Source organism: Chryseobacterium sp. 22532, from assembly GCF_052044665.1.
Classification (GTDB): Bacteria; Bacteroidota; Bacteroidia; order Flavobacteriales; family Weeksellaceae; genus Chryseobacterium; species Chryseobacterium lathyri.
Map to the genome: position 1 here is coordinate 713818 of NZ_JBQENJ010000002.1, position 23755 is coordinate 737572.

The following is a 23755-nucleotide window of genomic DNA, read 5'->3' on the forward strand; positions in this document are numbered from 1 at the left end:
TTTTATAAGTTTCCAATCGTGTACTGGAGTTGATAATATTTTAGTTGTCGGTTAATTTTTACGGAGATAAGATTGGATTCAGCTTCCAGATAAGCATTATCTGCATCGATGAGTTCTGTGATCAGGCTTAGTTTATTCGCATATTTTGTCTTTACAATACGGTAGTTTTCTTTGGCCTGGCCAATGGCTTCTTCAGCAATCTTCACTTTCTGATCGGTTTCTTCGAATTTTTTATAAGCTTCATAAACGGTATGTCTTACCTTTTCATCATTCTCTTCAATCTGGAGCTTTGCCAGATCAATATTTTCCCGGGCTTCCTGCATCTTGTATTTGTTTTTATACAAATTTTCGATGGGATAAGTAAGATTCACTCCAAGCATTCCCAAACGGTAGGCGTAGGGCTCAGGAGGGAAAAACATCATATTGGGATATTTGATAAAGTATTCTCCTCCTGCCGTAATTTTGGGTAAATAATTTGCTTTTATAATTTTTTGATCCAGTTCTTTTAACGAAAGATTTTTGTGGGCCATTTCTACGGATTCGCTCTTACTTAAAGCAGTTTCCGTCAGTTCATCAATATAGGGAATCGTAGCTCTGTCGGAGATAAGATCCTCCGTATCTACATGCATTTCCTGGTTTTCAGAAAGAGAAAGGATGGTTTTAAGCTTGTGTTCAGCAATTTGTATATCGTTGTCCAGCTCTGTCCAGCTCATAGTATGGTTGGAAAGCTGTAAAGATGTTCTCAGAACTTCATTTACCGTAACAACTCCATTGGCTTTTAAAGCTTTTACCTGTTTTATATTTACAGAATCCTCCTTCATTTTATCATTGATAAGATTTTGCTGTTCCTTTAAATGATGGATCTGAAGAAAAGCAGTAATGATCTCCATTTTAAGCTGCCTTTCATCCTGATGGGTTTGCAAGGCTGAAATTTCGGTATCAATAGACGCTTTTTTCTCTGAATTCCTGATTTTCCCACCCATATACACAGGTATTGATGCCGAAAGCGTAAAATCATACATCCCGTTAATAACATCATATTTCGTGGCTTTATTGAAAATGCCGTTTTGATGCTGGAAAAGATTAGTTACCTGACTATAGCTGGTGTGAAATTCTATATCCGGAAGTTTTTCCATGGCAAGATCCTTTTCCCTGGTGACAGACATTTCCTTTTTTAAGTGGCTTATCTGTATATTTTTGTTGTTTTTCAAACCGGTCTCAATAGCCTGTTGAAGGCTGATATGCTGATAATCGATCATTTGTGAGTGTAAAAAACTGCCTGTAAGCAGTAAGCACAACGTCATGCACTGATATTTACATGCGTTAAATATCATATTCATAATTTAATTAAAGGATTTTTGCTAAAATGATTTTGATGTTGCAAAGTTACGATGCGAAGTATGGGACCTGATTTGTGAAAGCAGAAAAAGATTTGCTCATTTACGCCAATTTAAAATTTTCTTTATACCTTTATTGGATGAATGACAGCCATTTTAAAGCGGTAGAAGATGATGATGCAGAATTTTATGTGTATAATGTGCTTACAGGAGATATTACCACAGATATTCATCATCACAGTTCTGCCCAATTGGTATATGCAGAGGGCGGAATCGTTCATGTTTTTACGGATCTTAAACATTGGTATCTTCCGGCAAGATGCTTTATGTGGATCCCGGCAGGAACGCCGCATTATATTTTCTCAACCAGCCCAAAAGTAGATTTATACAATTTTTATTTTAAAAAAGAGGAGAATGAAAGTGGCTTCTTTGATGAAATTAATATCTATTCAGTCAGTCACTTGCTCAGGGAGATGATCTTGTATACCAAAGACTGGGATGGGAAAATCACAAAAAATGATGGTGCTAAATATTATTTCCTTAAAGCCTTAAAAGGAATTCTTCCCGAAAAAAGAGATAAAAAGCTGGCTTTTCCGGTTCAGCATCCTTTTCCAAAAGATGAAACTCTTCTAAAGATTGCCAAATACATCCATGCTAACCTTGAAAAACCTCTTACCATTGAATCTACGGCGAAAGAATTTGGCATGAGCACCAGAACTCTTTCTCGGAAGTTTAAAGAGATTTTAGGCATGAATTACGTCCGTTTTCTGCGGGCGCTGAGAATCACTCGTTCACTGGAATTAATGTTGGAAGGCAAATACAATATGTACGAAATAGCGATGATGGTAGGCTATAACAGCCTTTCTTCATTCAGTAATATCTTTAAAAAAGTAATTGGGGTACCGCCTACAGAATATCAGCAGAAACTGAAAGGAGATAAGTAGGTTGTGGAGAGTAGGAGAGTTTGAGAGTTTTTTGGAGGTTCCGTGATTTGTGATATAGAGTAGCGTTGAGGAATTCAATGGAAAAAGAAATAAATATTTACCTCAAGCTTTTCCTGACCCTAATTCTCCTTGAAGGGGTGGATTTTTGCAACGCAAAAAGACGGGGTAGTTAAAAAGATATTAATACAACAAATACAAAAAAAAACCACTTCAAAGGAAGTGGTTTATATATTTGAGAAAATCTCTTTAGAATCTTAAGCTTCTTCAGAAGGAGTTTCTTCTACTACTTTAGCTTTAGGAGCAGCTGGTTTAGGAGCTTCTACCGGAGCGTCAGATACGATGTCGAATTCAAAGTTGTACTCAACATTTCTGTGTAGTCTGATGTTTGCAGTAACTTTACCAGTTCTTTTAATAGTGTTCCCTGGGATTTTGATGTATTTCTTCTCTACAGAAACTCCAGCTTTAGCAAGAGCAGCAGAAAGATCTGCATTGTTGATAGATCCGAATAACTTGTCGCCAGAACCTACTTTTGCAGGAATAGTAACAGAAGTTTTCTTTAACTGATCTACTACAGCGTTAGCAGCAGCGATTAATTTAGCTTCTTCTTCTTTTCTAGCTTCTAAAGTAGCTTCAAGAGCTGCTTTGTTTTTAGGAGTTGCTAAAAGTGCAATTCCTTGAGGAAGTAAGAAGTTTCTTGCATAACCAGGCTTTACGCTTACTGTATCAAACTCAAGTCCTAAGTTTTCTACGTCTTTTTTTAGGATGATATCCATTGTTGTTGTCCTTTTTTTAGAATTTAGATGCTGGAAATTAGAAATTAGATGGAAGACAATGTCTGTTTATCTGAAATCTTAGATCTCTTATCTAAAATCAAGTTAGAATTAAATTATTTATTCAGCAACAAAAGAAGAGGTTGTCCTCTTCTCTTATTTATTTTTTGTCTTATTTCAATAAGTCAGCTACGTAAGGTAGTAAAGAAAGGTGTCTTGCTCTTTTGATAGCAGCAGAAACTTTTCTTTGGTATTTTAAAGAAGTTCCAGTGTATCTTCTTGGTAAGATTTTACCTTGCTCGTTTACAAACTGTAATAAGAAATCAGCATCTTTGTAATCAACGTGCTTAATTCCGTATTTTTTGAATCTACAATATTTCTTTTCAGATTTTGTATTGATATCAAGTGGAGTAAGGAATTTTACTTCAGATTCTCCTCCAGCTGAGGCTTGTTTAGCCATTTCGTCTATTGCCATGTCTTGTCTTTTTTTAAAATAGGGTTAATAATTAAGCTCTAGCCGCTTTGATTTTAGTTCTTCTAGTTACAGCGTACTCAACAGCGTGTTTGTCAAGTTTTGTAGTCAGGTAACGGATTACTCTTTCGTCACGTTTGAATGCCAATTCTAAATCAGCAACTACAGTACCTTCACCTTTAAACTCGATTAAAGTGTAGAATCCATTCTTTTTCAATTGAATTGGATAAGCTAGTTTTTTTAATCCCCAGTTTTCTTTGGCAACGATTTCACAGTTCTTTTCTTTTAAAAGATCTTCAAATTTTTTCACTGCTTCCTCTACCTGAGCATCAGATAGAACGGGAGTTAAAATGAAAACAGTTTCGTAATTGTTCATAATGTTAAATGAATTTGTTAATTATTTCGAGGTGCAAAATTAGAAAATATATTTGTAATATACAACAGTTGTGCGAAATAGTTGGCAGTTACAGGTTGCTGTTTTTTAGTTTAAAATTGACAGTGAGAGATTTGATACTCTGTTTTTTTTAATTCCTCTGCTAACTTCAAGCCAAAAAATAACAGGAATCGCTAATAAATATAATGATTCTATTAATCTTTCTCTCTGATTTCCGTCAGAAAATTTACCTTGATCACATCATACAGAGAATGTCTGCTTACTAAAATAGAAACAATGGAAGATACCATTCCTGCCAGCATCAGGTGGAAGATCAGGGAATGTCTGTCCGTCATTTCAAGTACGATAATAGCGGAAGTAAAGGGAGCTCTTGTAATTCCGGTAAGAAAAGCTACCATTCCTGCGAGGATTACTACATTGGTTTCGTTGGGCGTCAAATGAATGGCCCCGGAGATTACAGATCCTATACTGGCACCCGCACTCAGGGCCGGGGCGAAAATTCCTCCTGCACCACCTGAGGTAAAAGACAGGGCAGGGCCAAGCATTCTTAAGATTGGGACATACCATTCTTCATGTTTGTCGCTAGTAAAAAGCACGCGTTCCATGATTTCTTTTCCGGATCCAAGAATCTCGCGGTTGATAAAATATGCTATGGAAGCAATAAACAGTGCGCAAAGCACCAGAAAAATAATATTGGCTTTATCCGTTTTAAGCTTCCTTTTCTTCCAGTCACTCATCTTAAGCATCATTACGGAAAGCTGGCTGGCCAGGATTCCGGAAGTTCCCGCGACAAGGATAATCGGAAACATAACCATCAGAGATACATCATTGGTTTTAGGATAGCCTAAATATAAATAGGATCCCGCTAAAGTCTGGGCTGTTAAGCCCGCAATAATCACTGCCGTAAATAAAGCGGTTTTGAAGTAATTGATATGCGTTTTGGAAAGTTCTTCTACGGCAAATACAATTCCTCCTAAAGGTGTATTAAATGCCGCTGCAAGTCCTGCCGCCGCACCGGTCATGATCATGTTCTTCTTTGAGATTTTCGGCCACCAGTGCGGAAGGTATTCATTGACCTTTCTGAATACAGAACCGGCAATTTGGATGGTAGGTCCTTCACGTCCTACAGCACCGCCTCCGATCACCAGAATGACAGATGAAATAATTTTAAAAACGATGATTTTAAGACTTAAAAGGCTCCTGATTTTGGTATGTTCCTTCGGATTGGCAAGTTCTACAGCGGCCATCACCTGCGGAATACCGCTGCCTTTGGCGTTGGGAGCAAATTCTTTCACCAGCCACCATGAAAGGACAAAACCAATGGGAGCAATAATAAAGATCATCCACGAATGCCAGTTCATCATGAAATGCAACAGATGTTCTCCCCATGCAAATATCTTAGCATACATCACCGCAAAAAAGCCGGTGATCACTGAACCGATCCAGAAGGGAATGGCCTGCAGCAGATTGTTTTTCAGCTGCTCGTTGCGGATATTGTCAAAAGACTTTTTAAGGCCTGTTCGGATGAGGGAGAAAATTTTCAGCATTTGTGGACTGGGACATTTTATTAAACCGAAAAATAGGGAAATTAGATGGTATTAAAAAATCCTATTAAAAAAGTTCCCACGGATTTGAGATACATACATATAGGGGCTTCCCAAAAGGAAGCTTTTATATTGTATTGATGAAAGCAATGATTAATACTGTGGATTGAAAATAGCAATATAGGCTACACAATAAAGAATCAGTACAACAGCCGAAAATTTCAGATTGGCATTCCTGAGGATGTATTTATTATTGATGTGCAGGATGAGTGCTTCAATAAGAATACAAAAAAACCAGATAGCATGAAAAGCAAACATAATTATCAGGTAACCTAAAACATCCCAGCCGTTAGCATTAAATATCACAGCTGTAAAACCTATAGTTCCAGCTATAAATATGGCAAGACGAATAAGAATATGCTTTGCAGTATTTGGCTTCTTTTCTGAAACAAGTATTGTATGATCATCTTCTTTGATCTCAAAAAGTTCTCTTAGCTCATTATCCATTATCGCTGTTTTTGATAGAGCTTAATAAAGAAAGGTAAGATGCCGACATAGCCCAGAAGGCTTATTACGCCACAAACACGGTATACATACATGATATCATTAATGTTGAAAAATCCTATGATAAATTCAACAAAATAAGTGGCAATGATGATGCATAATGAAATAATTGCAATTAAAGTTACTTCTTTCATATTTAAGATGGGGTTGTGATGTTTTATTAAGATTATTATGTTTTATGGTTAGTTTCGTATTTAACTCAAATGTACAGATAATCTTTTAATAGTAAAAAAACCTCCGGATTTTCGGAGGTTTTGTATGGTAAGATGTTTGATAAGTTCCGCATGACCTTTAAATAATGAGTCCCTTATCAGTTATCAGGTATTAAATTTCTGTATTCAGATCCCAGTTCTGAAGATAATCATGAACATGCTTCAGCATCATCCCTCCTAAAGATCCGTCTACTACTCTGTGGTCATAAGAGTGAGACATAAACATCAGCTGACGGATGGCAATTACATCACCGTCTTTAGTTTCAAGAACTGCAGGCTTTTTAACGATAGCACCAATAGCTAAAATAGCGACCTGAGGCTGAGGAATAATAGGAGTTCCCATAAGGTTTCCGAAACTTCCCACGTTAGAAATGGTATACGTTGCTCCCTGAGTATCTTCCGGTCTTAGTTTTTTGTTTCTCGCTCTGTACGCCAAATCGTTGATCGCTTTTGCCAAGCCTGAAAGCGATAACTGATCAGCGTTTTTAATTACAGGAACGATAAGGTTTCCGTCCGGCAGAGCTGTAGCCATACCGATATTGATATTTTTCTTTTTAATGATATTTTCACCGTTAATAGAAACATTGATCATTGGGAAATCCTGGATAGCTTTCACTACAGCTTTCACGAAAATTGGCATGAAAGTCAGTTTTTCTCCTTCACGTTTTTCGAAAATATCTTTATGCTTGTTTCTCCACTTTACAACGTTGGTAACGTCTGTTTCGATGAAAGAAGTAACATGCGGAGCAATCTGTTTTGCTTTTACCATGTTTTCAGCAATGATCTTTCTCATTCTGTCCATTGGAATGATCTCGTCACCTGCTGCTACAGGAACCGTAGAAACCGGTGCTGAAGCCGGAACTTTTGGCGCTGCCGGAGTTGCTGGTTGTGCAGAAACAGCCTGCTGAGCCGGCTGGTTTCCTCTGTTGGAAACGTATGCTAATATATCTTCTTTTGTGATTCTTCCTTCTAAACCACTTCCTTTAATCGTTTTAAGTTCAGATTCAGAAATGTTTTCCTGCTGTGCAATTGATTTTACCAATGGTGACAGGTAAAGGTCTCCTGAAAACTCTACGTTGGAAGCTGCAGCCTGTAACGGCTCTTCAATAGCTTTTAAAGTTTCTGTATCCGGAGCGGCTGCCGGAGTTTCTGTTTGTACTTCTTCTGAAGCTGTATTTCCGCCTTCTCCTTCAATTTCTAAAATGGCAATGGCCTCACCAACTTTAGCAACCTCGTCCTTTTGTTTCAGGATTTTTACAATTTTCCCCGAAACCGGTGTCGGAACGTCTGAATCTACCTTATCTGTTGCAATTTCAACTACGGAATCATCCTCTTTTACATTATCACCTTCATTGAATAACCAAGTGATAATTGTCGCTTCCATAACACCTTCTCCCATGGAAGGAAGCAATAATTTGTATTCTGCCATTTTTAATTTTTAGATTTTGACAAATATATAAAAAAAATCGGTTTTTTTATGGAATATATAATCTTAGACAAATTCAACGTAGATATTCTCGCCTACATTGAGCCCAAACAGGCTTTTGGCCCCGTTTTTTTTACTCCCTTTATAGATGGTAAGCTCCAAAAGCTGACTGTCATTGAAGATCGCTGCCGACTGTCCGTGGAATTCTGTTTCCCTTTCCCAGTCGGAAACCACTTCAGTATGGCTGGAATATACCCTTGAAAGTGTTAAATTTCTGAATTTTATAGTAAAGCCTTCATTTCCTTTGCCTGTGTTTTCAAAAAAATCTTTACTGATATTTGAGATTATATTTCCGAAATTATCAATATAGGTTACTTCTCCAATGATCATTTTTTCAGATTCATTGAAGACAGGTTTCGGAAAAAGAAGTTCCTTTGCCGAATCTATTTTCCGGCCTATTACTTCTGGAAGTCCGCCATTCGCAAGATGTACTGCTGCAGGCACAAAAACATCGGTGGAAGTAAAGTTTACCACATCATCGAAGCGGTTGTTCAAAGTGATTTCGTATATCGCTTCCGGTTTTATATCAAAAAAGACAAGGCTTAAAAGTCCGTTGTCTGCTGCTAAAAAGTAGGAGCCGTCTGCCTTATAAAGAATGTTTTTTCTGGATCTGTTGTAAAAACTGTCTACAGAAAGAATGTGAATTGTCCCCTTAGGGAAATATTTATAGGCGTTGCGTACAATATACGATGTCTGTATCAGGTTGAAAGCTTGAATTTCGTGGGTTATATCAACAATATTAACCTTAGAATTTAAAGACAGAATTTTGCCTTTCACAGCGGCAACTCTGTAATCTAAATTTCCGAAATCCGAAGTAAGGGTAATAATTGACATGGATCGTTGATAGAATAAATAGTGTTTCCTGCAAAGTTATTTAAAATAAAAAGAAAGCCCCAAAAGATTGTAGAAAAGAATTGATATAAATTTGAAAAAAAGCTTTAATTTTAAAATCTAATAAAAATAAAATACTGCATGTTTGAATTAACATATGATTTAGAAGACATCGATGTAAAGACCTTCTATGGCGTTAATAACCAATATTTCAACTTATTAAAATCAAGCTTTCCTACCCTTAAGATTACCGGAAGAGACCATTTTGTCTTTGCAATGGGTAATCAGGAAGCATTAGATATACTCAGACAGAAACTGGATAATCTTGTAAAATTTATCTCTGAAAACAATTCTATCGCTTTAAAAGACGTTGAGAATGTCCTGAATATTAAGGACGAGAATGAAAAACAACTGATTTTCGACCAGGATATTATTGTAAAGGGGGTCAACGGTAAGATCATTAAAGCTAAAACTACCAATCTTAAGAAACTGGTAAAAGAAACCGAGAAAAAAGATATGGTTTTTGCGATAGGACCTGCGGGAACCGGAAAAACGTATACCAGTGTGGCTTTGGCAGCGAGAGCTTTGAGAGATAAAGAGGTGAAAAGAATTGTCCTGACGAGACCTGCGGTAGAAGCAGGAGAGAGCCTTGGATTTTTACCCGGAGATCTTAAAGAAAAGCTGGATCCGTATTTGCAGCCTTTATATGATGCGCTTAGAGATATGATCCCTCATGAAAAACTGGAAGGGTTTATGGAAAAGAAAGTGATTGAAGTCGCTCCGTTGGCTTTTATGCGAGGGCGTACGCTGGATGATGCCTTTGTAATTCTTGATGAAGCACAGAATACAACTCATGCCCAAATGAAAATGTTTCTGACAAGAATGGGGATGAATGCTAAATTCATCATCACAGGAGATCCAACCCAGATCGATCTGCCGCCGAAACAACAATCCGGATTGAAAGAAGCTATGAGAATTCTTAGAGATGTTAAAGAAATCGGTTTTGTACACCTTACTGAAGAAGATGTTGTAAGACATCCTGTTGTGAAAAAGATCATCCTGGCATACAACGAAGAGGACAAGAGACTGAAGGATTAAATTGAAACTGCTTGAACCGAATGTTTTTACATTTAGTATTAATTGTTTGTGATAATATTTTTACTCACTATTTGGTGTTCTAAAAAAAAAACTTAGTTTTGTGACCGAATACTAAAAAATAATCATGAGAAAATTTTTACTTATTGCAGCGGCGGCTGTAGTTAGCGCTAATCTAAGCGCTCAAGAAACAAGATTCGGGGCTAAAGCCGGTTACTCACTTTCAACTTTAAAATTTAAAGACGACGGGAATTCTGAAAATACAGATCCTTCACACACTTTCTATGCAGGTGTTTTGGTAGAGCATAAACTAAGTGATAAATTTGCTCTTCAGGGTGAAGTTTTATACTCGCCACTAGGAGGTAAAGTTACTGAAAGAGTGGAAGATGAGGATGAAGCAGGTACATTCTTTAACATTAAGAACAAGACCACTTTCGGGACTATTTTGATTCCTGTTTCTGCTAAATACTTCATTACTGAAGGTTTATCAGTTTCTGCCGGAGCAAGTTTCGGACTTATCATTTCTGCAAAAACAAAAACTGTAGCAGATCTTGGTTTGGGAATGATTCCAGGATTCGAAATCTCTGCAGACGATGAGAGAGACATTAAAGACCAGGTTAACACTTTGAATATTGCTCCTTTCCTGGGTGCTGAGTATGCTTTGGAAAATGGTTTGTTTTTTGACGCCAGATACAACATGGGAGTTTCTAACTTAGCTAAGGATTCCGGAGATGGAAAACTGACTAACAGCTTCTTCCAGGTAGGTGTTGGGTTCAAATTCGGAGGAAACTAATTTTTAAGAACTTGTTAAAAATATGAAGCGGGCCAATTTAGGCCCGCTTCTTTTGTTTCTAAGAGACGTCTCCCGTTAATTTTATGTTAATAATAAAAATATTTAGTAATTTTGCAACATCAATCAAACTATTTAAAAAATGAAAAAACTATTTTTACTAGGTGCTTTTGCACTGCTAGGCGGTGCTGCACAGGCGCAGGAAGGTTTTAAACTGGGAGGTCACATCGGTGTTCCGGTAGGTGATGCTGGTGATGCTTCTTCATTTACATTAGGAGTGGATGCTGCCTATATGTGGAACATTACAAAAGGACTTGATCTTGGAGTTACCACAGGGTATTCACATTTCTTTGGAAAAGATAACTTTGATGATTTCGGATTTATTCCTGTAGCAGTTTCCGGTAAATATAAATTCTCAGGAGCTCCTATCTTTGTAGGATTAGATCTTGGATACGGAATTTCTACAAAAGATGGAGTAGATGGTGGTTTCTATGCTCAGCCTAAATTTGGATACCAGATGTCTACAGGTGAACTTTATTTAGGATACCAGACAATCAGCAACAAGCGTGACTACGGATGGTATACAGCCAACTGGAACGTAGGTGCCATTAATATTGGATACAACTTCTTCATCAAATAAGAAAAAGTAGAAAATAATTCAGAACTCCGGCTGTTAAAGGCCGGAGTTTCTTTTTTACAATGTATACTTGATAAAGAAGAAAAATTGTCTTTAGGTATAAATATTTGCTTAATATTAAGACTAATATGTTAAATATTAACGGTTTATAATCTTATTATTCATGATGTTTATGGAAAAAAAACATAATTTAAAGAAAATGGTAAAATTAAATAAACTAAGTATTTTTCGCTGTTATTGAAAAATTGTAATTTTTTTATTCTAAATATTGTGAAAAAATCAAAATCCTGTAATGAATATGCTTTATTTTCGGAAAACACCAATGTTTATCGATGATATTAATCACGTTAACAAATTTTAATATTAGCGAGAGCCACTGTAAATTTGCCCTCAGAAAGTATTAAAATTTTTTAAAATGAAAAAATTATTATTAGCGGGTGCTGTTGCACTTTTCGGTTTATCTAATGCTCAAATTGCAAAAGGAACTGCATATATTTCAGGACAAGTTGGTTATTCTCAGGAAGAAAACAACAACAATGATACTAAAGTAGAAAGCTTCAGAATCGTTCCAACTGCAGGATACTTTGTAGGGACTAACCTTGCTGTAGGTTTAGGAGTAGGTTATGCAAGTGATAAAGTTACTAAAACTACAACTGGATCAATTGCAGGTGGTAGCTTTGTTTCTGAAACTAAAGGTACTCAATCTGCATTTGTTGTTGCTCCTTTCGTAAGAAAATATTGGACTTTAGCTGACAAATTATATATCTTCGGTCAATTAGAAGTTCCAATGGAATTCGGACAATTTAAAGACGAAGCTACAACAACTACTACAATAGGATCAACTACGAACACTGCGTCTACTTCTGACAAAGCTAACTATACTTCAATCGGTGTTAACGTTAAGCCAGGTTTAGATTATTTCTTAAACAAAAACTGGAGCATTGAAGCTACTATCGGTGAATTTGGATACAACACTTCTAAATTAGACGTTGATGGTGCTAAGAGCGTAAACAACTATAAGTTCGGTTTGAATTTATCTTCTGTAACTTTCGGAGTTAAATATGTATTTGCTAAGTAATTAACAAAGCATTTGTAAAAATAGAAGCCCTAATTATTTTAGGGCTTTTTTATCTTTAAAAACTTTTTTAAAATAAAATAACCATGAAAAAAATCTTATTGGCATCAGCTCTTGCTTTTTGTGCAGGAATGAATGCGCAGACAAAATTCGGTGTAAAAGCAGGGTATGCATTATCAAAACTGAACTCAAATGACGATCTTGATGCATTTGAAGGCGTAAGTGGAGGCTTGAAATCTAAATCAGGCTTTTATGTAGGCGCTTTGGTAGAGCATAAATTCAATAATAAATTTGCTGTGCAGGGAGAAGTTCAGTATGCAAACCTGGGTGGGAAAGTTGAAGTTTCAACAATGGGAATTACTGTTACGGAAAAATTTAATTTCAACAGAATTGTAGTTCCTGTAACTGCAAGATATTATGCTACCCCTGAACTTGGAGTATACGCAGGACCTTTTGTAAGCTTCAGAACCAACACGAAAGTAAATATTGACGTATCAGGAGGAATGGCAAATCAACAAGCTGTAAATGAAGGTGAACAATTCCTGGAAAAGAACTTTGATGATAATCTTAAGTCTTCTGAATTCGGTTTGGTTTTAGGGGCTGATTATAACGTATACAAAGGATTATTTGTAGATGCCCGTTACAGTTTCGGACTGACCAATATGATCAAAGATCCAGTAAACGATGAAAAGCTGAAAATGAATTTCTTCCAGATCGGAATAGGATATAAATTCAAATAAAAATAAAAAACTCTCAGAATTTCTGAGAGTTTTTTTATGACTTTTTGTTTAGGCTTTGTTATTTTTATTTTCCCATCATTCCGCCCATGCCTGGCATATTTGGCATTTTGCTCATCATCTGCATCATCTGTTTTCCCTGAGGTCCCTGCATCATCTTCATCATTTTGCCCATCTGTTCGAACTGCTTCATCAGTTGATTCACATCTTCAATCTTTCTTCCTGCACCTTTTGCAATTCTCTGTTTTCTCTGGGTATTAATGATAGAAGGTCTTCTTCTTTCGTCAGGTGTCATAGAGTAGATGATTGCTTCAATGTGTTTGAAAGCATCGTCACTGATCTCAACATCTTTGATTGCCTTTCCAACCCCCGGAATCATTCCCATAAGGTCTTTCATATTACCCATCTTTTTGATCTGGTTGATCTGTTTAAGGAAATCATCAAATCCGAATTCGTTTTTAGCGATCTTTTTGTGAAGCTTTTTAGCCTCTTCCTCATCAAACTGTTCCTGGGCCCTTTCTACTAAGGAAACTACATCTCCCATTCCTAAGATCCTGTCTGCCATTCTTTCCGGATAGAAAAGATCTAAAGCTTCCATTTTCTCACCGGTAGAGATGAATTTGATTGGTTTTTCAACTACAGAACGGATCGTTAAAGCAGCACCACCTCTCGTATCACCATCTAATTTCGTTAGAACAACACCGTCAAAGTTCAGGGCATCGTTGAATGCCTTTGCTGTATTTACAGCATCCTGACCTGTCATGGAATCTACTACGAATAAAGTTTCCTGGGGCTTGATGAAGTAATGTACAGATTTGATCTCGTTCATCATCTGCTCGTCAATCGCAAGACGTCCTGCGGTATCGACGATCACTACATCATGACCGTTTGCTTTTGCAAAATTAATTGCATTTTCAGCAATGGTAGAAGGATTGGTAGAACCTTCTTCTGTAAATACCGGAACCCCGATCTGACCACCCAATACTTTAAGCTGGTCAATTGCCGCAGGACGGTAAACGTCACAGGCAACCAATAAAGGTTTCTTAGTTCTTTTTGTTTTTAAGTAATTGGCCAGTTTTCCGGAGAAAGTAGTCTTACCCGAACCCTGAAGACCTGCAATAAGAATTACGGTAGGTTTTCCTGAAAGATTGATTCCTTCCTGAGAACCTCCCATCAGATCTACCAGCTCGTCATGGACAATCTTCGTCATCAGCTGTCCCGGTGTAAGGGAAGTAAGAACGTTCTGTCCTAAAGCTTTATCCTGAACTCTTTTGGTAAGATCTTTTGCAACTTTATAGTTAACATCGGCATCTACCAGCGCTCTACGGATCTCCTTTACGGTTTCCGCCACGTTGATTTCTGTGATTTTCCCGCGTCCGGAAATATTATGTAGAGCCTTGTCTAATTTATCCTGTAAACTATTAAACATATGTATTGTAAATTATAGGTTTGCAAAAATAAGGAATTTTTAGGCATATCCAAAGTCTTACGATACGTAATATTATATATATAGAAAAAATGATAAAAATCAATTCATGTGAAATTCGATAGAAAAAGTCTATTTTTGTGATCACTTAAAATAAACCATAGTATTTGCAATGAAATTAAATCCTAATATCCTGGTTACGGTATTATTCTTTTTAACATTTCTGATCCATTTTTCCCTTTGGAAATTTGTTTTTCACTTAGATGAGATTATTATTGTTAAATTTTATCTTTTTTTAAGTGTCATGTTCATGCTGATGATTACAATGATTGTTTTAATTAATAGGGTAGTGCCTGAATTTTTAGGGCTGTCTGTGATTGGGCTGATCCTTTTAAAATTCGGTTTAATGTACTTAATCAGGAAAAAATTGAACTTTGAAGTGATTCCGGGCTATAAATTTCATTTTATTATTCCATATTTCGTCCTGACAACACTGCTTACATACTATGCAATTAAGCTGATTAATCATGACAAAAAACAGTAAAATTATTTATTGAAACTAGAAAAAATATTATATTTTTGCACAACGAAAAAAACCTATCAATGTTTAAGAAATTCGCAGTTTTATTCTACAGTATTTTTGTATTAAACTTAGTGTCTGCACAGCACGGTGAGGCTACTGCTGAGGCGGCTCCTGCTCAAGAGCTTTCGGAGAAAGACAAAACAAGTAAAGAAAACAAGGAGTTTATCGATCATCACTTGTTGGATGCTCACGACTTTACATTGATGGTAGACAAAGAAGGTCACCATATCGGTTTTCCTCTTCCTGTTATTTTCTATGATAACGGATTCCATAGCTTTATGAGCAATAAAGAAGGTTTCATGCATGGTGAGCCGACTGAAGTAGACGGTTCTTATTATAAATTGCACCACGAGAAAATTTATAAAACAGATGCAGCGGGAACTTTAACACTGGGTGAAGATGGTCATCCTACGAATGAGAAACCTTTGGATCTTTCTATTACAAAGAGTGTGCTTATCATTTTATTCGTGTCAATCTTTATGTTAGTATTATTTGGGGGAATGGCTAAATCTTATAAGAAGTCTGTTGTCCCTACAGGAGCTGCAAGATTCTTAGAGCCTTTAATTATTTTCGTAAGAGATGAAGTAGCGATCCCAAACATCGGACATAAATACAAAAGATTTATGGGGTACTTATTAACAGTATTCTTCTTTATATTGTTTCTTAACGTATTAGGATTGATGCCTTTCGGAATTAATGTTACAGGTAATATTACCATGACATTCTTCCTTGCGATCCTTACTTATTTAATCACGACGTTCTCTGCTAACAAAGATTACTGGAAACATATCTTCTGGATGCCGGGTGTTCCTGTACCAATGAAACTGATCATGTTGCCAATCGAATTATTAGGAACAATTACTAAACCTTTCGCATTGATGATTCGTCTTTTTGCTAACATGACTGCAGGACACATCGTAGTAATGAGTTTAATTGGATTGATCTATGTGTTTAAGAACTTTGCAGCAGGTGTTGCATTCCCGTTCTTAACATTAGTGATCTACTTATTGGAAGTATTGGTAGCATTCTTACAGGCTTATATCTTCACAATGTTATCAGCTTTGTTCATCGGAATGGCAGTACAAGAGCACGAACATGAACACCATGCTGCTCACTAATTGAAATTGTAAATTAAAGTAAAAACAAATTTTTTAAAATTATATATTATGGAAATCCCTAAAATTGTAGGTGCTGGTATCGTAGTACTAGGTGTAGGTATCGGTCTTGGTAAAATCGGAGCTGCTGCTCTTGAAGCTATCGCTAGACAACCTGAGCAATCTGGAAAAATCCAAACAGCTATGCTTATCGCTGCTGCACTTGTTGAAGGTGTTGCGTTTGCTGCTCTATTCGCAGTAAACTAATTAAAATTAAACCATTACCCGTAACGGTTGGTTACAGGTAATGGTTATTTAAGAAAAAAAGTAATAATTATTTATACATTTATATAATGGAATTAATTCACCAGTTTTCATCAGGATTATTTATTATCCAGTCTGTTATTTTTCTAGCATTATTATTTTTGTTAGGCAAATTTGCTTGGAAACCTATTTTAAAATCAATCAATGACAGAGAAACTTCTATTGTTGATGCTCTTAATCAAGCTAAATTAGCAAGAAAAGAGATGGAGACTTTAAAAGAAGATAACGAAAGAATTATTCGTGAAGCTAAAATCGAAAGAGATGCTATCCTTAAAGAAGCCAGAGAAATTAAAGATAGAATCGTAGGTGAAGCTAAAGATGCTGCTAAAAATGAAGGAGATAAAATGATTGAAGCAGCTAAACAGACAATCAATGCTGAGAAAAATGCTGCTATGGCAGACATCAAAACTCAAATCGGTGTTTTATCTGTAAATATTGCTGAATCTATCCTTAAGCAGAAGTTGGATAACAACGAAGCTCAAAACGAATTAGTTCAAAATTATTTAAACAAATCTAACCTTAACTAAGAATGCTTACATCTAAAGTAGCTAAAAGATACGCACAGGGACTGCTTGATTTCACCAATGAAACAGGTCAGACAGCTGCTGTATTTTCTGAAATGAAAGATGTAAAGAAGATCATGTCTCAATCTGCAGATTTGAATAAATTCTTCCTTACACCTTACATTGATGCAAAAAAGAAAATAGAGGTAGCAGACCAGATCTTTAAAGATTTTTCAGTTTCTTCACAGAACCTGATCAGATTAGTGATCAAGCACGGACGCGAGAACCAACTGAAAAATATTGCTCAGGAGTTCATCAATAAAGTAGAGGATATCAATGGAGTACAGAGAATAACTCTTACTACAGCGACTCAGCTTTCTAAAGAGAACCTTGATCAGATTCTAAGATCTACCAATCTAGTAAAATCAGATTCAAACTTTGATCTGAATTTAAATGTGAAGCCAGATATTTTAGGAGGCTACATTTTAAGAGTAGGTGATCAGCAGATCGATGCATCTGTAAAGACAAAACTTAACCAGGTTAAAAAAGATTTTCAATTAAATTAAAGAAAAAACAACCATACAATGGCAGAAATAAATCCGGCAGAAGTATCTGCGATCTTAAAACAGCAATTGGCCAACTTCGACACTCAATCCAACGTTGAGGAAGTAGGTACAGTTTTAACCATCGGTGATGGTATTGCTCGTGTATACGGGTTAGAAAACGTACAATACGGAGAGTTGGTGAAATTTTCTAGTGATGTAGAAGGTATTGTACTTAACCTTGAAGAAGACAACGTGGGTGTTGCTCTACTTGGGGAAAGTAAATTAGTAAAAGAAGGAGATACAGTAAGAAGAACAAACAGAATCTCTTCTATCAAAGTAGGAGAAGGTATGTTAGGAAGAGTAGTAGATACTCTTGGTAACCCTATCGATGGTAAAGGTCCTATTACTGGGGATTTATACGAAATGCCATTGGAAAGAAAAGCGCCTGGGGTTATCTTCAGACAGCCGGTAACTGAGCCTTTACAGACAGGTATCGTTGCGATTGACTCTATGATCCCTGTAGGAAGAGGTCAGAGAGAGCTTATTATTGGTGACAGACAGACCGGTAAAACTACCGTTGCGATCGATACAATCATCAACCAGAAAGAATTCTTTGATGCAGGTAAGCCTGTATATTGTATATATGTTGCTATTGGTCAGAAAGCTTCTACTGTAGCGCAAATCGTTAAAACCCTTTCTGACAAAGGAGCTTTAGCATATACTGTAATTGTTGCGGCTAACGCATCCGATCCGGTTCCAATGCAGGTATATTCTGCTATGGCTGGAGCATCTATTGGTGAGTTCTTCAGAGACACTGGTAGACCAGCATTGATCGTTTATGATGATCTATCCAAGCAAGCGGTTGCGTACCGTGAGCTTTCTCTACTATTGAGAAGACCACCGGGCCGTGAAGCTTATCCTGGAGACGTTTTCTATCTTCACTCAAGACTATTGGAAAGAGCAGCGAAAGTTATTGCTGATGACAAAATCGCGAGCCAGATGAACGATTTACCAGATTCATTAAGACCAATCGTAAAAGGTGGTGGTTCATTAACTGCACTTCCAATTATCGAAACTCAGGCTGGTGACGTTTCTGCATATATTCCGACTAACGTAATCTCTATTACAGACGGACAGATCTTCTTGGAGTCTGATCTATTCAACTCAGGGGTTCGTCCTGCGATCAACGTAGGGATCTCTGTATCCAGAGTAGGAGGTAATGCTCAGATCAAATCAATGAAAAAAGTATCTGGTACTCTTAAATTAGACCAGGCTCAATATAAAGAATTGGAAGCGTTCGCTAAGTTCGGTTCTGACCTTGATGCTTCTACTTTAGCGGTAATCTCTAAAGGAGAAAGAAACGTTGAGATCCTTAAGCAGCCGGTAAACTCTCCACTTCCTGTAGACAGCCAGGTGGCTATGATCTACGCTGGAACTGAGAACTTATTGAGAAACGTTCCGATCAGAAAAGTAAAAGAATTCCAGATTGAATATATCGAATTCCTAAGATCTAAGCACCCTGACACAATGGCGGCTATTAAAGCAGGTAAAATCGACAACGATATTACCAACGTTCTTAAGCAGGCGGCTAATGATTTAGCTTCTAAATATAACTAAAATCTTCATTGTTTAAGGTTTAGAATCCGTTTTAAACCTTAAACTTTAGACCATAAACTTTGAACCCAAATTAATGGCAAACTTAAAAGAAATACGAGGTAGAATTACGTCAATTTCATCTACGATGCAGATTACACGTGCTATGAAAATGGTTTCCGCTGCGAAGCTTAAAAAAGCACAGGATGCCATCGTAATGCTAAGACCTTATTCTGAAAAACTGCAGGAAATCATCCAGAATGTAAATTCTAGCTCTGATCCCGATCAGGTTTCTATCTATGCTCAAAAAAGAGAAGTGAAGAGGATTCTTTTCATCGCTGTTACTTCAAACAGAGGTCTTGCAGGAGCTTTCAATTCATCTATTGTAAAAGAGCTTAACATCCAGTTTAGAGATAAGTCTCAATACGAAGTTGAAGTGCTTACCATCGGTAAAAAAGCTTTTGATGCGGTAAGAAGAACCCGTACGGTATACTCTAATGAAAGTGCTGTTTTTGATAACTTAAACTTTGATACAGTATCTCATGTTACTGAAGGAGTAATGAACAGCTTTAAAGAAGGTAAATTTGACGAAGTTTATTTAATCTACAACAAATTTGTTAATGCTGCTACTCAGGAAGTAACTACTGAACAGCTTCTTCCGATTTCTATGGCTGAAAAAGCTGAAGAAACTCAGGTGGAAACAGATTATATCTTTGAGCCGAACAGAAATGAAATTCTTGATAATTTGATCCCTAAAGCGATCAAAACCCAGGTTTTCAAAGCAGTTTTAGATTCAGTTGCCTCTGAGCATGGCGCGAGAATGACAGCAATGCACAAAGCTACAGATAATGCGCAGGAACTTAAAAATGATCTTGTCATTTTCTACAACAAAGCAAGACAGGCTGCCATTACAAACGAAATCTTAGAGATCGTTTCCGGAGCAGAAGCTTTGAAAAATTCGTAAAGAATTATTTTAACATAATATTAAAGCATCGATATTATCGATGCTTTTCTTGTTATTTATATTTTATCTATCTTTGTAAACTAAAATATTATACAACTTCTAAATGGACTCGGATATAGTCAGGCTTTTGCTAGCCTTATTTCTTGTTTTACTAAATGGCTTTTTCGTAGCCGCAGAATTCTCAATTGTTAAGGTTCGTTATTCACAGATCCAGTTAAAAGCAGCCGAAGGTAACTCTATGGCAAAACAGGCGGAGCATATTATCAAGCACCTTGATGAATACCTGTCTGCAACACAGCTTGGTATTACCCTGGCATCTCTTGCGTTGGGTTGGGTAGGTGAAAGTGCCCTGCACCACGTAGTTGAAAGTATTTTCCACTCTTTGAATGTGGAGCTTACCCAAACAACAATTACCACAATTTCAGTGGTGACAAGTTTCGTATTAATTACTGTGATGCATATTGTATTTGGTGAGCTTATCCCGAAATCTATTGCCATTAGAAAGTCGGAAGCGACTACAATGGCTACAGCAGTTCCATTAAGAGTTTTTTACACGGTTTTCAAACCATTTATCTGGTTGATGAACCTGATGTCGAATACATTTCTAAGATTAATTAAGATACATCCGGCTTCCGAACAGGAAATTCATTCCACCGAAGAACTTCAGCTTCTGGTAAAGCAGAGTGCTGATAGTGGCGAGATTGAAGAAGAGAATTATGAGATCATTAAAAATGCATTTGATTTTACAGATCATTCCGCCAAGCAGATCATGGTTCCAAGACAGAATATCACGTCTATTGACTTTGAAGAAGATATCAATGAAATTATCAACAAGATCATGGATAGCGGCTATTCGCGTATTCCCGTGTATCTTGATTCCATAGATAATGTGATTGGGATTTTCTATACCAAAGAGATTATCAGGGAATTTGTAAAGAGAAAAGGAGACCTTAACCATGAGGATCTTAAAGATCTTATGCGTGATGCATTCTTTGTTGTGGGCAGCAAAAAGATCTCGGACCTCCTGAAAATCTTCCAGCAGAAAAAACAGCACCTTGCAATAGTTATTGATGAATTTGGAGGAACAGAAGGTATTATTACCCTGGAAGATATTCTGGAAGAGCTTGTAGGAGAAATTCAGGATGAAGAAGATGATGAAGATAAGCTGGTAGATAAAATAGGAGATAATATTTATTGGGTTCAGGCTACGCAGCCACTGGATGAAATCAACGAATATCTGCCTAAAAAATTACCTCTTTCTGAAGAAAGCGAATACAACTCACTCGCAGGATTCATTCTGCATGAACTGGAAGATATTCCGGAGGAAAACGACGAATTTGATTTGGAAAATTATCATTTCAAGATTCTGAAAATGAATAATAAGAGTGTAGAGCTCGTAGAATTAGTATACGAAGGGCCGAATGTACTTAATGACCTGGCCGATAAAATAGGGGAAGTTTAAAAAGGTAGAAATGATTTTTTATAACAGCATAAAAGATTACGAAGATCCAAAACGTCAATATGAAGAAGAAGTATTGGTTTTGGATGACACAGATGAAGTATATAAACTGGTTCTCCATAATGATGATATTCACACATTTGATTATGTGATAGACTGTCTGATAGAGATCTGCAAGCATACCCTGGAACAGGCGGAGCAATGTACAATGCTCGTCCATTACAAAGGCAAATGCACAGTAAAAACAGGTTCTATGGATCTCCTTAAGCCCATGCATGAAAAACTGCTTTCGAGAGAATTAACAAGCGAAATAGTATAATCAAAACACTGCCAATTGGCAGTGTTTCTTATTAAAGCATGTTTTTTTTAGAGAATATACACTTATTGGTGAAAAATTTCGTCATATTTATTTATATTAGCAATTAAGACACACTCTAAATATAAATAAATGAAACAAAAAATTACTTCGCTGGTTCTTGGGAGTATATTATGCTGTTCCGCATTACATGCTCAGGAATCATCTTTTGAAGCTCCGGCTAAAAACTGGATCAAAGAAAACTCAAGAAATTTAGGAATTCCGGGATTCAGCGGACTCACATTAAGCTCGGTACGCAAAAGCAATACAGGAGAAACCCTGCGATTTCAGCAGATGATAAAAGACGTTCCTGTTTTTCAGTCTGAAATTGTGGTCCATTTCAACAAATCCGGTAAAATAAGTTATACAGGGACAGAAAGTTTGAAGAAAAACCTGAAAGAAACTGATACGGCTCCCTCTGTGTCTGCTTCAGAAGCGCTTAAAAAAGCCCATAGAGCTTCCCGGTCAAAAGGAGAGATTACCTATGAAGAAAATAAGCTGTTTATCTACATTACAGATTCAGGAGAAACAAAACTGGTTTACAGGGTACTGATCAGCTCTTTTGATAATCCCGGCAGCTGGGAAACCATTGTGGATGCAAAAACAGGTGATGTGATCAGCATGAAAGACATTTCTGTAAAACATCATGATAAAAATGATTCACTTCATAAGAAAAAAGATAAAAAAATAACATCAAAGAAGGCTTTGGTAACTGGAAGTGCCTACATTTTTCAACCGGATCCTTTATCTAAAACAGGATCAGCTTATGCAGGTGATTTTGTAGATAATAACGACGCTACCAACGCCAGTCTGGATGCTGCAAGAACTTTAGTGACAATTCCTGAAATTGATTTTACAGGCGGAATTTATACCTTAAAGGGAACGTATGCAGAAATTAAGGAGATAGAGGCACCTGCAAAAGGAATTTTTACACAGTCTACCAATCAGTTTTTGTTTAACAGAAGTGATGATGGATTTGAAGCAGTGAATGCTTACTGGCACCTTGATAATAGTTTAAGATACATCAATGTAACTTTAGGAATTGTCTGCAAACCTTCACAAAACAATGGGGTATTAAGATTTGATCCGCATGGTTTTAGTGGTCAGGATAACTCTCATTATCTGACAGGAAGTGAGTCACTTGGATTTGGTGAAGGCGGTGTAGACGATGCTGAAGATGCTGATGTAATTTTACATGAATTGGGACACGGAATTCATCACTGGCTGGCAGGAGGAATTTCCAATGCAGATGGTCTGAGTGAAGGATGTGGCGATTACTGGGCACAGTCTTACAGCAGAAGCTTAAATCAATGGTCTACATCTGCTCCGGAATACAACTGGATGTTCAGCTGGGACGGTCATAATTCTTTCTGGGATGGCAGAATAACCAATACTACAATGACATATCCGGGATCCGGTTCCTATTATGATAAAGCACAGATTTGGTCTGCGGCACTGATGAGAATTTATAACAGAATAGGAAAAGAGAAAACGGACAGAGCGTTTTTAGAAGGACTGAATTTAACAACTTCAACAACAAACCAGCAAAATGCGGCCATTGCCGTAAGACAGGCCGGTATTGATATGCTGGGACAGTTCGGGTTCAATTGTAATGATATCACCGCTATGACAGAGGAATTTACAGCTGCAGGCTATGTTCTTCCGGAATACAGCTGTACACTGGGTACCAAAGAAACAGTTAAAGAAAACCCAGTTTCAGTATATCCAAACCCGGTTTCTGATGTTCTTATCGTTTTGTTGAAAGGGAACAAAGAAGAAAAAGCCGAAATTTATAACATGGAAGGCCGAAAAGTAATGGAAACAACGATAAGGAATAACAGCAACAGAATTGATGTCTCAAACCTTCCGTCCGGAAATTATATCCTGACCGTAAAAGAAATTAATTTATCTGCAAAATTCATTAAAAAATAAAAACTTTAAATCCGGTGCCCAGACATCGGATTTTTTTGTTATACCAAATTCTGCGGGATTGTTTTACTTGCATTCATCTAAAATAGTAT

25 protein-coding genes are annotated in these 23755 nt (G+C 36.9%); 16 read left to right on the top strand and 9 right to left on the bottom strand.

Going from position 1 to position 23755, the window contains the following annotated elements:
• Nucleotides 1–2: 2 nt before the first annotated feature.
• Nucleotides 3–1340 (bottom strand): TolC family protein, encoded by a 1338-nt coding sequence (locus tag ACTJIV_RS07445; RefSeq protein WP_440626595.1) that lies wholly within the window; start codon nucleotides 1338–1340, stop codon nucleotides 3–5.
• Between the two features lie 137 nt (nucleotides 1341–1477).
• Here ACTJIV_RS07445 and ACTJIV_RS07450 point away from each other — a divergent pair, with 137 nt between their 5' ends.
• Nucleotides 1478–2281, top strand: a complete 804-nt coding sequence (locus ACTJIV_RS07450; RefSeq protein ID WP_440626596.1) for a helix-turn-helix domain-containing protein — start codon at nucleotides 1478–1480, stop codon at nucleotides 2279–2281.
• A gap of 254 nt (nucleotides 2282–2535) precedes the next feature.
• Here the strand turns inward: ACTJIV_RS07450 and rplI are convergent, their stop codons facing one another.
• The 7 genes from rplI to ACTJIV_RS07485 all read right to left on the bottom strand — a co-directional run bounded on the left by rplI (nucleotide 2536) and on the right by ACTJIV_RS07485 (nucleotide 8557).
• Nucleotides 2536–3054 (bottom strand): 50S ribosomal protein L9, encoded by a 519-nt coding sequence (gene rplI / locus ACTJIV_RS07455; protein WP_111958111.1) that lies wholly within the window; start codon nucleotides 3052–3054, stop codon nucleotides 2536–2538.
• Nucleotides 3055–3223: 169 nt separating this feature from the next.
• The gene (gene rpsR, locus ACTJIV_RS07460) at nucleotides 3224–3526 is read right to left on the bottom strand and encodes a 30S ribosomal protein S18 (RefSeq protein WP_034706728.1); all 303 of its coding nucleotides are present in this window, start codon (nucleotides 3524–3526) and stop codon (nucleotides 3224–3226) included.
• A gap of 31 nt (nucleotides 3527–3557) precedes the next feature.
• Nucleotides 3558–3899: a 30S ribosomal protein S6 gene (rpsF, locus tag ACTJIV_RS07465; protein ID WP_034706729.1), complete on the bottom strand. Its 342-nt coding sequence runs from the start codon at nucleotides 3897–3899 to the stop codon at nucleotides 3558–3560.
• Between the two features lie 212 nt (nucleotides 3900–4111).
• Nucleotides 4112–5464, bottom strand: coding sequence for a chloride channel protein (locus tag ACTJIV_RS07470; RefSeq protein WP_336378645.1), 1353 nt, complete (start codon nucleotides 5462–5464; stop codon nucleotides 4112–4114).
• A gap of 150 nt (nucleotides 5465–5614) precedes the next feature.
• Nucleotides 5615–5968, bottom strand: coding sequence for a hypothetical protein (locus ACTJIV_RS07475; protein WP_440626598.1), 354 nt, complete (start codon nucleotides 5966–5968; stop codon nucleotides 5615–5617).
• A 381-nt stretch (nucleotides 5969–6349) separates the two neighbouring features.
• Nucleotides 6350–7666 (bottom strand): dihydrolipoamide acetyltransferase family protein, encoded by a 1317-nt coding sequence (locus ACTJIV_RS07480; RefSeq protein WP_223559350.1) that lies wholly within the window; start codon nucleotides 7664–7666, stop codon nucleotides 6350–6352.
• A gap of 63 nt (nucleotides 7667–7729) precedes the next feature.
• On the bottom strand, nucleotides 7730–8557 hold the full coding sequence (locus ACTJIV_RS07485; RefSeq protein ID WP_111958103.1) for an SAM hydrolase/SAM-dependent halogenase family protein: 828 nt from the start codon (nucleotides 8555–8557) through the stop codon (nucleotides 7730–7732).
• Between the two features lie 138 nt (nucleotides 8558–8695).
• On the opposite strand from ACTJIV_RS07485, the gene ACTJIV_RS07490 reads away from it, so the two are divergent.
• The 5 genes from ACTJIV_RS07490 to ACTJIV_RS07510 all read left to right on the top strand — a co-directional run bounded on the left by ACTJIV_RS07490 (nucleotide 8696) and on the right by ACTJIV_RS07510 (nucleotide 12891).
• Complete coding sequence (locus tag ACTJIV_RS07490; RefSeq protein WP_111958101.1) at nucleotides 8696–9652, top strand: PhoH family protein; 957 nt, start codon at nucleotides 8696–8698, stop codon at nucleotides 9650–9652.
• 124 nt (nucleotides 9653–9776) lie between these two features.
• Entirely contained in the window at nucleotides 9777–10442 is a 666-nt protein-coding gene (locus ACTJIV_RS07495) for a porin family protein (RefSeq protein ID WP_440626599.1), read from the top strand.
• 139 nt (nucleotides 10443–10581) lie between these two features.
• Complete coding sequence (locus tag ACTJIV_RS07500; RefSeq protein ID WP_111958097.1) at nucleotides 10582–11079, top strand: hypothetical protein; 498 nt, start codon at nucleotides 10582–10584, stop codon at nucleotides 11077–11079.
• Nucleotides 11080–11491: 412 nt separating this feature from the next.
• Nucleotides 11492–12154: an outer membrane beta-barrel protein gene (locus ACTJIV_RS07505; RefSeq protein WP_111958095.1), complete on the top strand. Its 663-nt coding sequence runs from the start codon at nucleotides 11492–11494 to the stop codon at nucleotides 12152–12154.
• Nucleotides 12155–12237: 83 nt separating this feature from the next.
• The gene (locus tag ACTJIV_RS07510; protein ID WP_440626600.1) at nucleotides 12238–12891 is read left to right on the top strand and encodes a porin family protein; all 654 of its coding nucleotides are present in this window, start codon (nucleotides 12238–12240) and stop codon (nucleotides 12889–12891) included.
• 64 nt (nucleotides 12892–12955) lie between these two features.
• Here ACTJIV_RS07510 and ffh read toward each other — a convergent pair whose 3' ends face one another.
• Nucleotides 12956–14317, bottom strand: a complete 1362-nt coding sequence (gene ffh, locus ACTJIV_RS07515) for a signal recognition particle protein (protein WP_048504315.1) — start codon at nucleotides 14315–14317, stop codon at nucleotides 12956–12958.
• Between the two features lie 169 nt (nucleotides 14318–14486).
• Here ffh and ACTJIV_RS07520 point away from each other — a divergent pair, with 169 nt between their 5' ends.
• The 10 genes from ACTJIV_RS07520 to ACTJIV_RS07565 all read left to right on the top strand — a co-directional run bounded on the left by ACTJIV_RS07520 (nucleotide 14487) and on the right by ACTJIV_RS07565 (nucleotide 23666).
• The gene (locus ACTJIV_RS07520; protein ID WP_034725372.1) at nucleotides 14487–14858 is read left to right on the top strand and encodes a hypothetical protein; all 372 of its coding nucleotides are present in this window, start codon (nucleotides 14487–14489) and stop codon (nucleotides 14856–14858) included.
• A 59-nt stretch (nucleotides 14859–14917) separates the two neighbouring features.
• Complete coding sequence (gene atpB / locus ACTJIV_RS07525; protein WP_440626601.1) at nucleotides 14918–16015, top strand: F0F1 ATP synthase subunit A; 1098 nt, start codon at nucleotides 14918–14920, stop codon at nucleotides 16013–16015.
• Nucleotides 16016–16063: 48 nt separating this feature from the next.
• The gene (gene atpE / locus ACTJIV_RS07530; protein ID WP_002979108.1) at nucleotides 16064–16258 is read left to right on the top strand and encodes an ATP synthase F0 subunit C; all 195 of its coding nucleotides are present in this window, start codon (nucleotides 16064–16066) and stop codon (nucleotides 16256–16258) included.
• An 86-nt stretch (nucleotides 16259–16344) separates the two neighbouring features.
• Nucleotides 16345–16842, top strand: a complete 498-nt coding sequence (locus ACTJIV_RS07535) for a F0F1 ATP synthase subunit B (protein ID WP_440626603.1) — start codon at nucleotides 16345–16347, stop codon at nucleotides 16840–16842.
• A gap of 2 nt (nucleotides 16843–16844) precedes the next feature.
• Nucleotides 16845–17384 (top strand): ATP synthase F1 subunit delta, encoded by a 540-nt coding sequence (gene atpH / locus ACTJIV_RS07540; protein ID WP_111958087.1) that lies wholly within the window; start codon nucleotides 16845–16847, stop codon nucleotides 17382–17384.
• Nucleotides 17385–17402: 18 nt separating this feature from the next.
• Complete coding sequence (gene atpA / locus ACTJIV_RS07545; protein ID WP_111958085.1) at nucleotides 17403–18980, top strand: F0F1 ATP synthase subunit alpha; 1578 nt, start codon at nucleotides 17403–17405, stop codon at nucleotides 18978–18980.
• A gap of 73 nt (nucleotides 18981–19053) precedes the next feature.
• Nucleotides 19054–19920, top strand: a complete 867-nt coding sequence (gene atpG, locus ACTJIV_RS07550; protein WP_111958083.1) for an ATP synthase F1 subunit gamma — start codon at nucleotides 19054–19056, stop codon at nucleotides 19918–19920.
• Between the two features lie 103 nt (nucleotides 19921–20023).
• On the top strand, nucleotides 20024–21382 hold the full coding sequence (locus ACTJIV_RS07555; protein ID WP_111958081.1) for a hemolysin family protein: 1359 nt from the start codon (nucleotides 20024–20026) through the stop codon (nucleotides 21380–21382).
• Between the two features lie 10 nt (nucleotides 21383–21392).
• Nucleotides 21393–21698 carry an ATP-dependent Clp protease adaptor ClpS gene (locus ACTJIV_RS07560; protein WP_111958079.1) on the top strand — a complete coding sequence of 102 codons (306 nt, stop codon included), beginning with the start codon at nucleotides 21393–21395 and terminating at the stop codon, nucleotides 21696–21698.
• A gap of 129 nt (nucleotides 21699–21827) precedes the next feature.
• Nucleotides 21828–23666, top strand: coding sequence for a T9SS type A sorting domain-containing protein (locus ACTJIV_RS07565; RefSeq protein ID WP_440626606.1), 1839 nt, complete (start codon nucleotides 21828–21830; stop codon nucleotides 23664–23666).
• Nucleotides 23667–23755: the final 89 nt, after the last annotated feature.

Coding starts and splice junctions, on each gene's coding strand:
- ACTJIV_RS07445 (WP_440626595.1), bottom strand. CDS start 1,340: ATGAATATGATATTTAACGCATGTAAATATCAGTGCATGACGTTGTGC.
- ACTJIV_RS07450 (WP_440626596.1), top strand. CDS start 1,478: ATGAATGACAGCCATTTTAAAGCGGTAGAAGATGATGATGCAGAATTT.
- rplI (WP_111958111.1), bottom strand. CDS start 3,054: ATGGATATCATCCTAAAAAAAGACGTAGAAAACTTAGGACTTGAGTTT.
- rpsR (WP_034706728.1), bottom strand. CDS start 3,526: ATGGCAATAGACGAAATGGCTAAACAAGCCTCAGCTGGAGGAGAATCT.
- rpsF (WP_034706729.1), bottom strand. CDS start 3,899: ATGAACAATTACGAAACTGTTTTCATTTTAACTCCCGTTCTATCTGAT.
- ACTJIV_RS07470 (WP_336378645.1), bottom strand. CDS start 5,464: ATGCTGAAAATTTTCTCCCTCATCCGAACAGGCCTTAAAAAGTCTTTT.
- ACTJIV_RS07475 (WP_440626598.1), bottom strand. CDS start 5,968: ATGGATAATGAGCTAAGAGAACTTTTTGAGATCAAAGAAGATGATCAT.
- ACTJIV_RS07480 (WP_223559350.1), bottom strand. CDS start 7,666: ATGGCAGAATACAAATTATTGCTTCCTTCCATGGGAGAAGGTGTTATG.
- ACTJIV_RS07485 (WP_111958103.1), bottom strand. CDS start 8,557: ATGTCAATTATTACCCTTACTTCGGATTTCGGAAATTTAGATTACAGA.
- ACTJIV_RS07490 (WP_111958101.1), top strand. CDS start 8,696: ATGTTTGAATTAACATATGATTTAGAAGACATCGATGTAAAGACCTTC.
- ACTJIV_RS07495 (WP_440626599.1), top strand. CDS start 9,777: ATGAGAAAATTTTTACTTATTGCAGCGGCGGCTGTAGTTAGCGCTAAT.
- ACTJIV_RS07500 (WP_111958097.1), top strand. CDS start 10,582: ATGAAAAAACTATTTTTACTAGGTGCTTTTGCACTGCTAGGCGGTGCT.
- ACTJIV_RS07505 (WP_111958095.1), top strand. CDS start 11,492: ATGAAAAAATTATTATTAGCGGGTGCTGTTGCACTTTTCGGTTTATCT.
- ACTJIV_RS07510 (WP_440626600.1), top strand. CDS start 12,238: ATGAAAAAAATCTTATTGGCATCAGCTCTTGCTTTTTGTGCAGGAATG.
- ffh (WP_048504315.1), bottom strand. CDS start 14,317: ATGTTTAATAGTTTACAGGATAAATTAGACAAGGCTCTACATAATATT.
- ACTJIV_RS07520 (WP_034725372.1), top strand. CDS start 14,487: ATGAAATTAAATCCTAATATCCTGGTTACGGTATTATTCTTTTTAACA.
- atpB (WP_440626601.1), top strand. CDS start 14,918: ATGTTTAAGAAATTCGCAGTTTTATTCTACAGTATTTTTGTATTAAAC.
- atpE (WP_002979108.1), top strand. CDS start 16,064: ATGGAAATCCCTAAAATTGTAGGTGCTGGTATCGTAGTACTAGGTGTA.
- ACTJIV_RS07535 (WP_440626603.1), top strand. CDS start 16,345: ATGGAATTAATTCACCAGTTTTCATCAGGATTATTTATTATCCAGTCT.
- atpH (WP_111958087.1), top strand. CDS start 16,845: ATGCTTACATCTAAAGTAGCTAAAAGATACGCACAGGGACTGCTTGAT.
- atpA (WP_111958085.1), top strand. CDS start 17,403: ATGGCAGAAATAAATCCGGCAGAAGTATCTGCGATCTTAAAACAGCAA.
- atpG (WP_111958083.1), top strand. CDS start 19,054: ATGGCAAACTTAAAAGAAATACGAGGTAGAATTACGTCAATTTCATCT.
- ACTJIV_RS07555 (WP_111958081.1), top strand. CDS start 20,024: ATGGACTCGGATATAGTCAGGCTTTTGCTAGCCTTATTTCTTGTTTTA.
- ACTJIV_RS07560 (WP_111958079.1), top strand. CDS start 21,393: ATGATTTTTTATAACAGCATAAAAGATTACGAAGATCCAAAACGTCAA.
- ACTJIV_RS07565 (WP_440626606.1), top strand. CDS start 21,828: ATGAAACAAAAAATTACTTCGCTGGTTCTTGGGAGTATATTATGCTGT.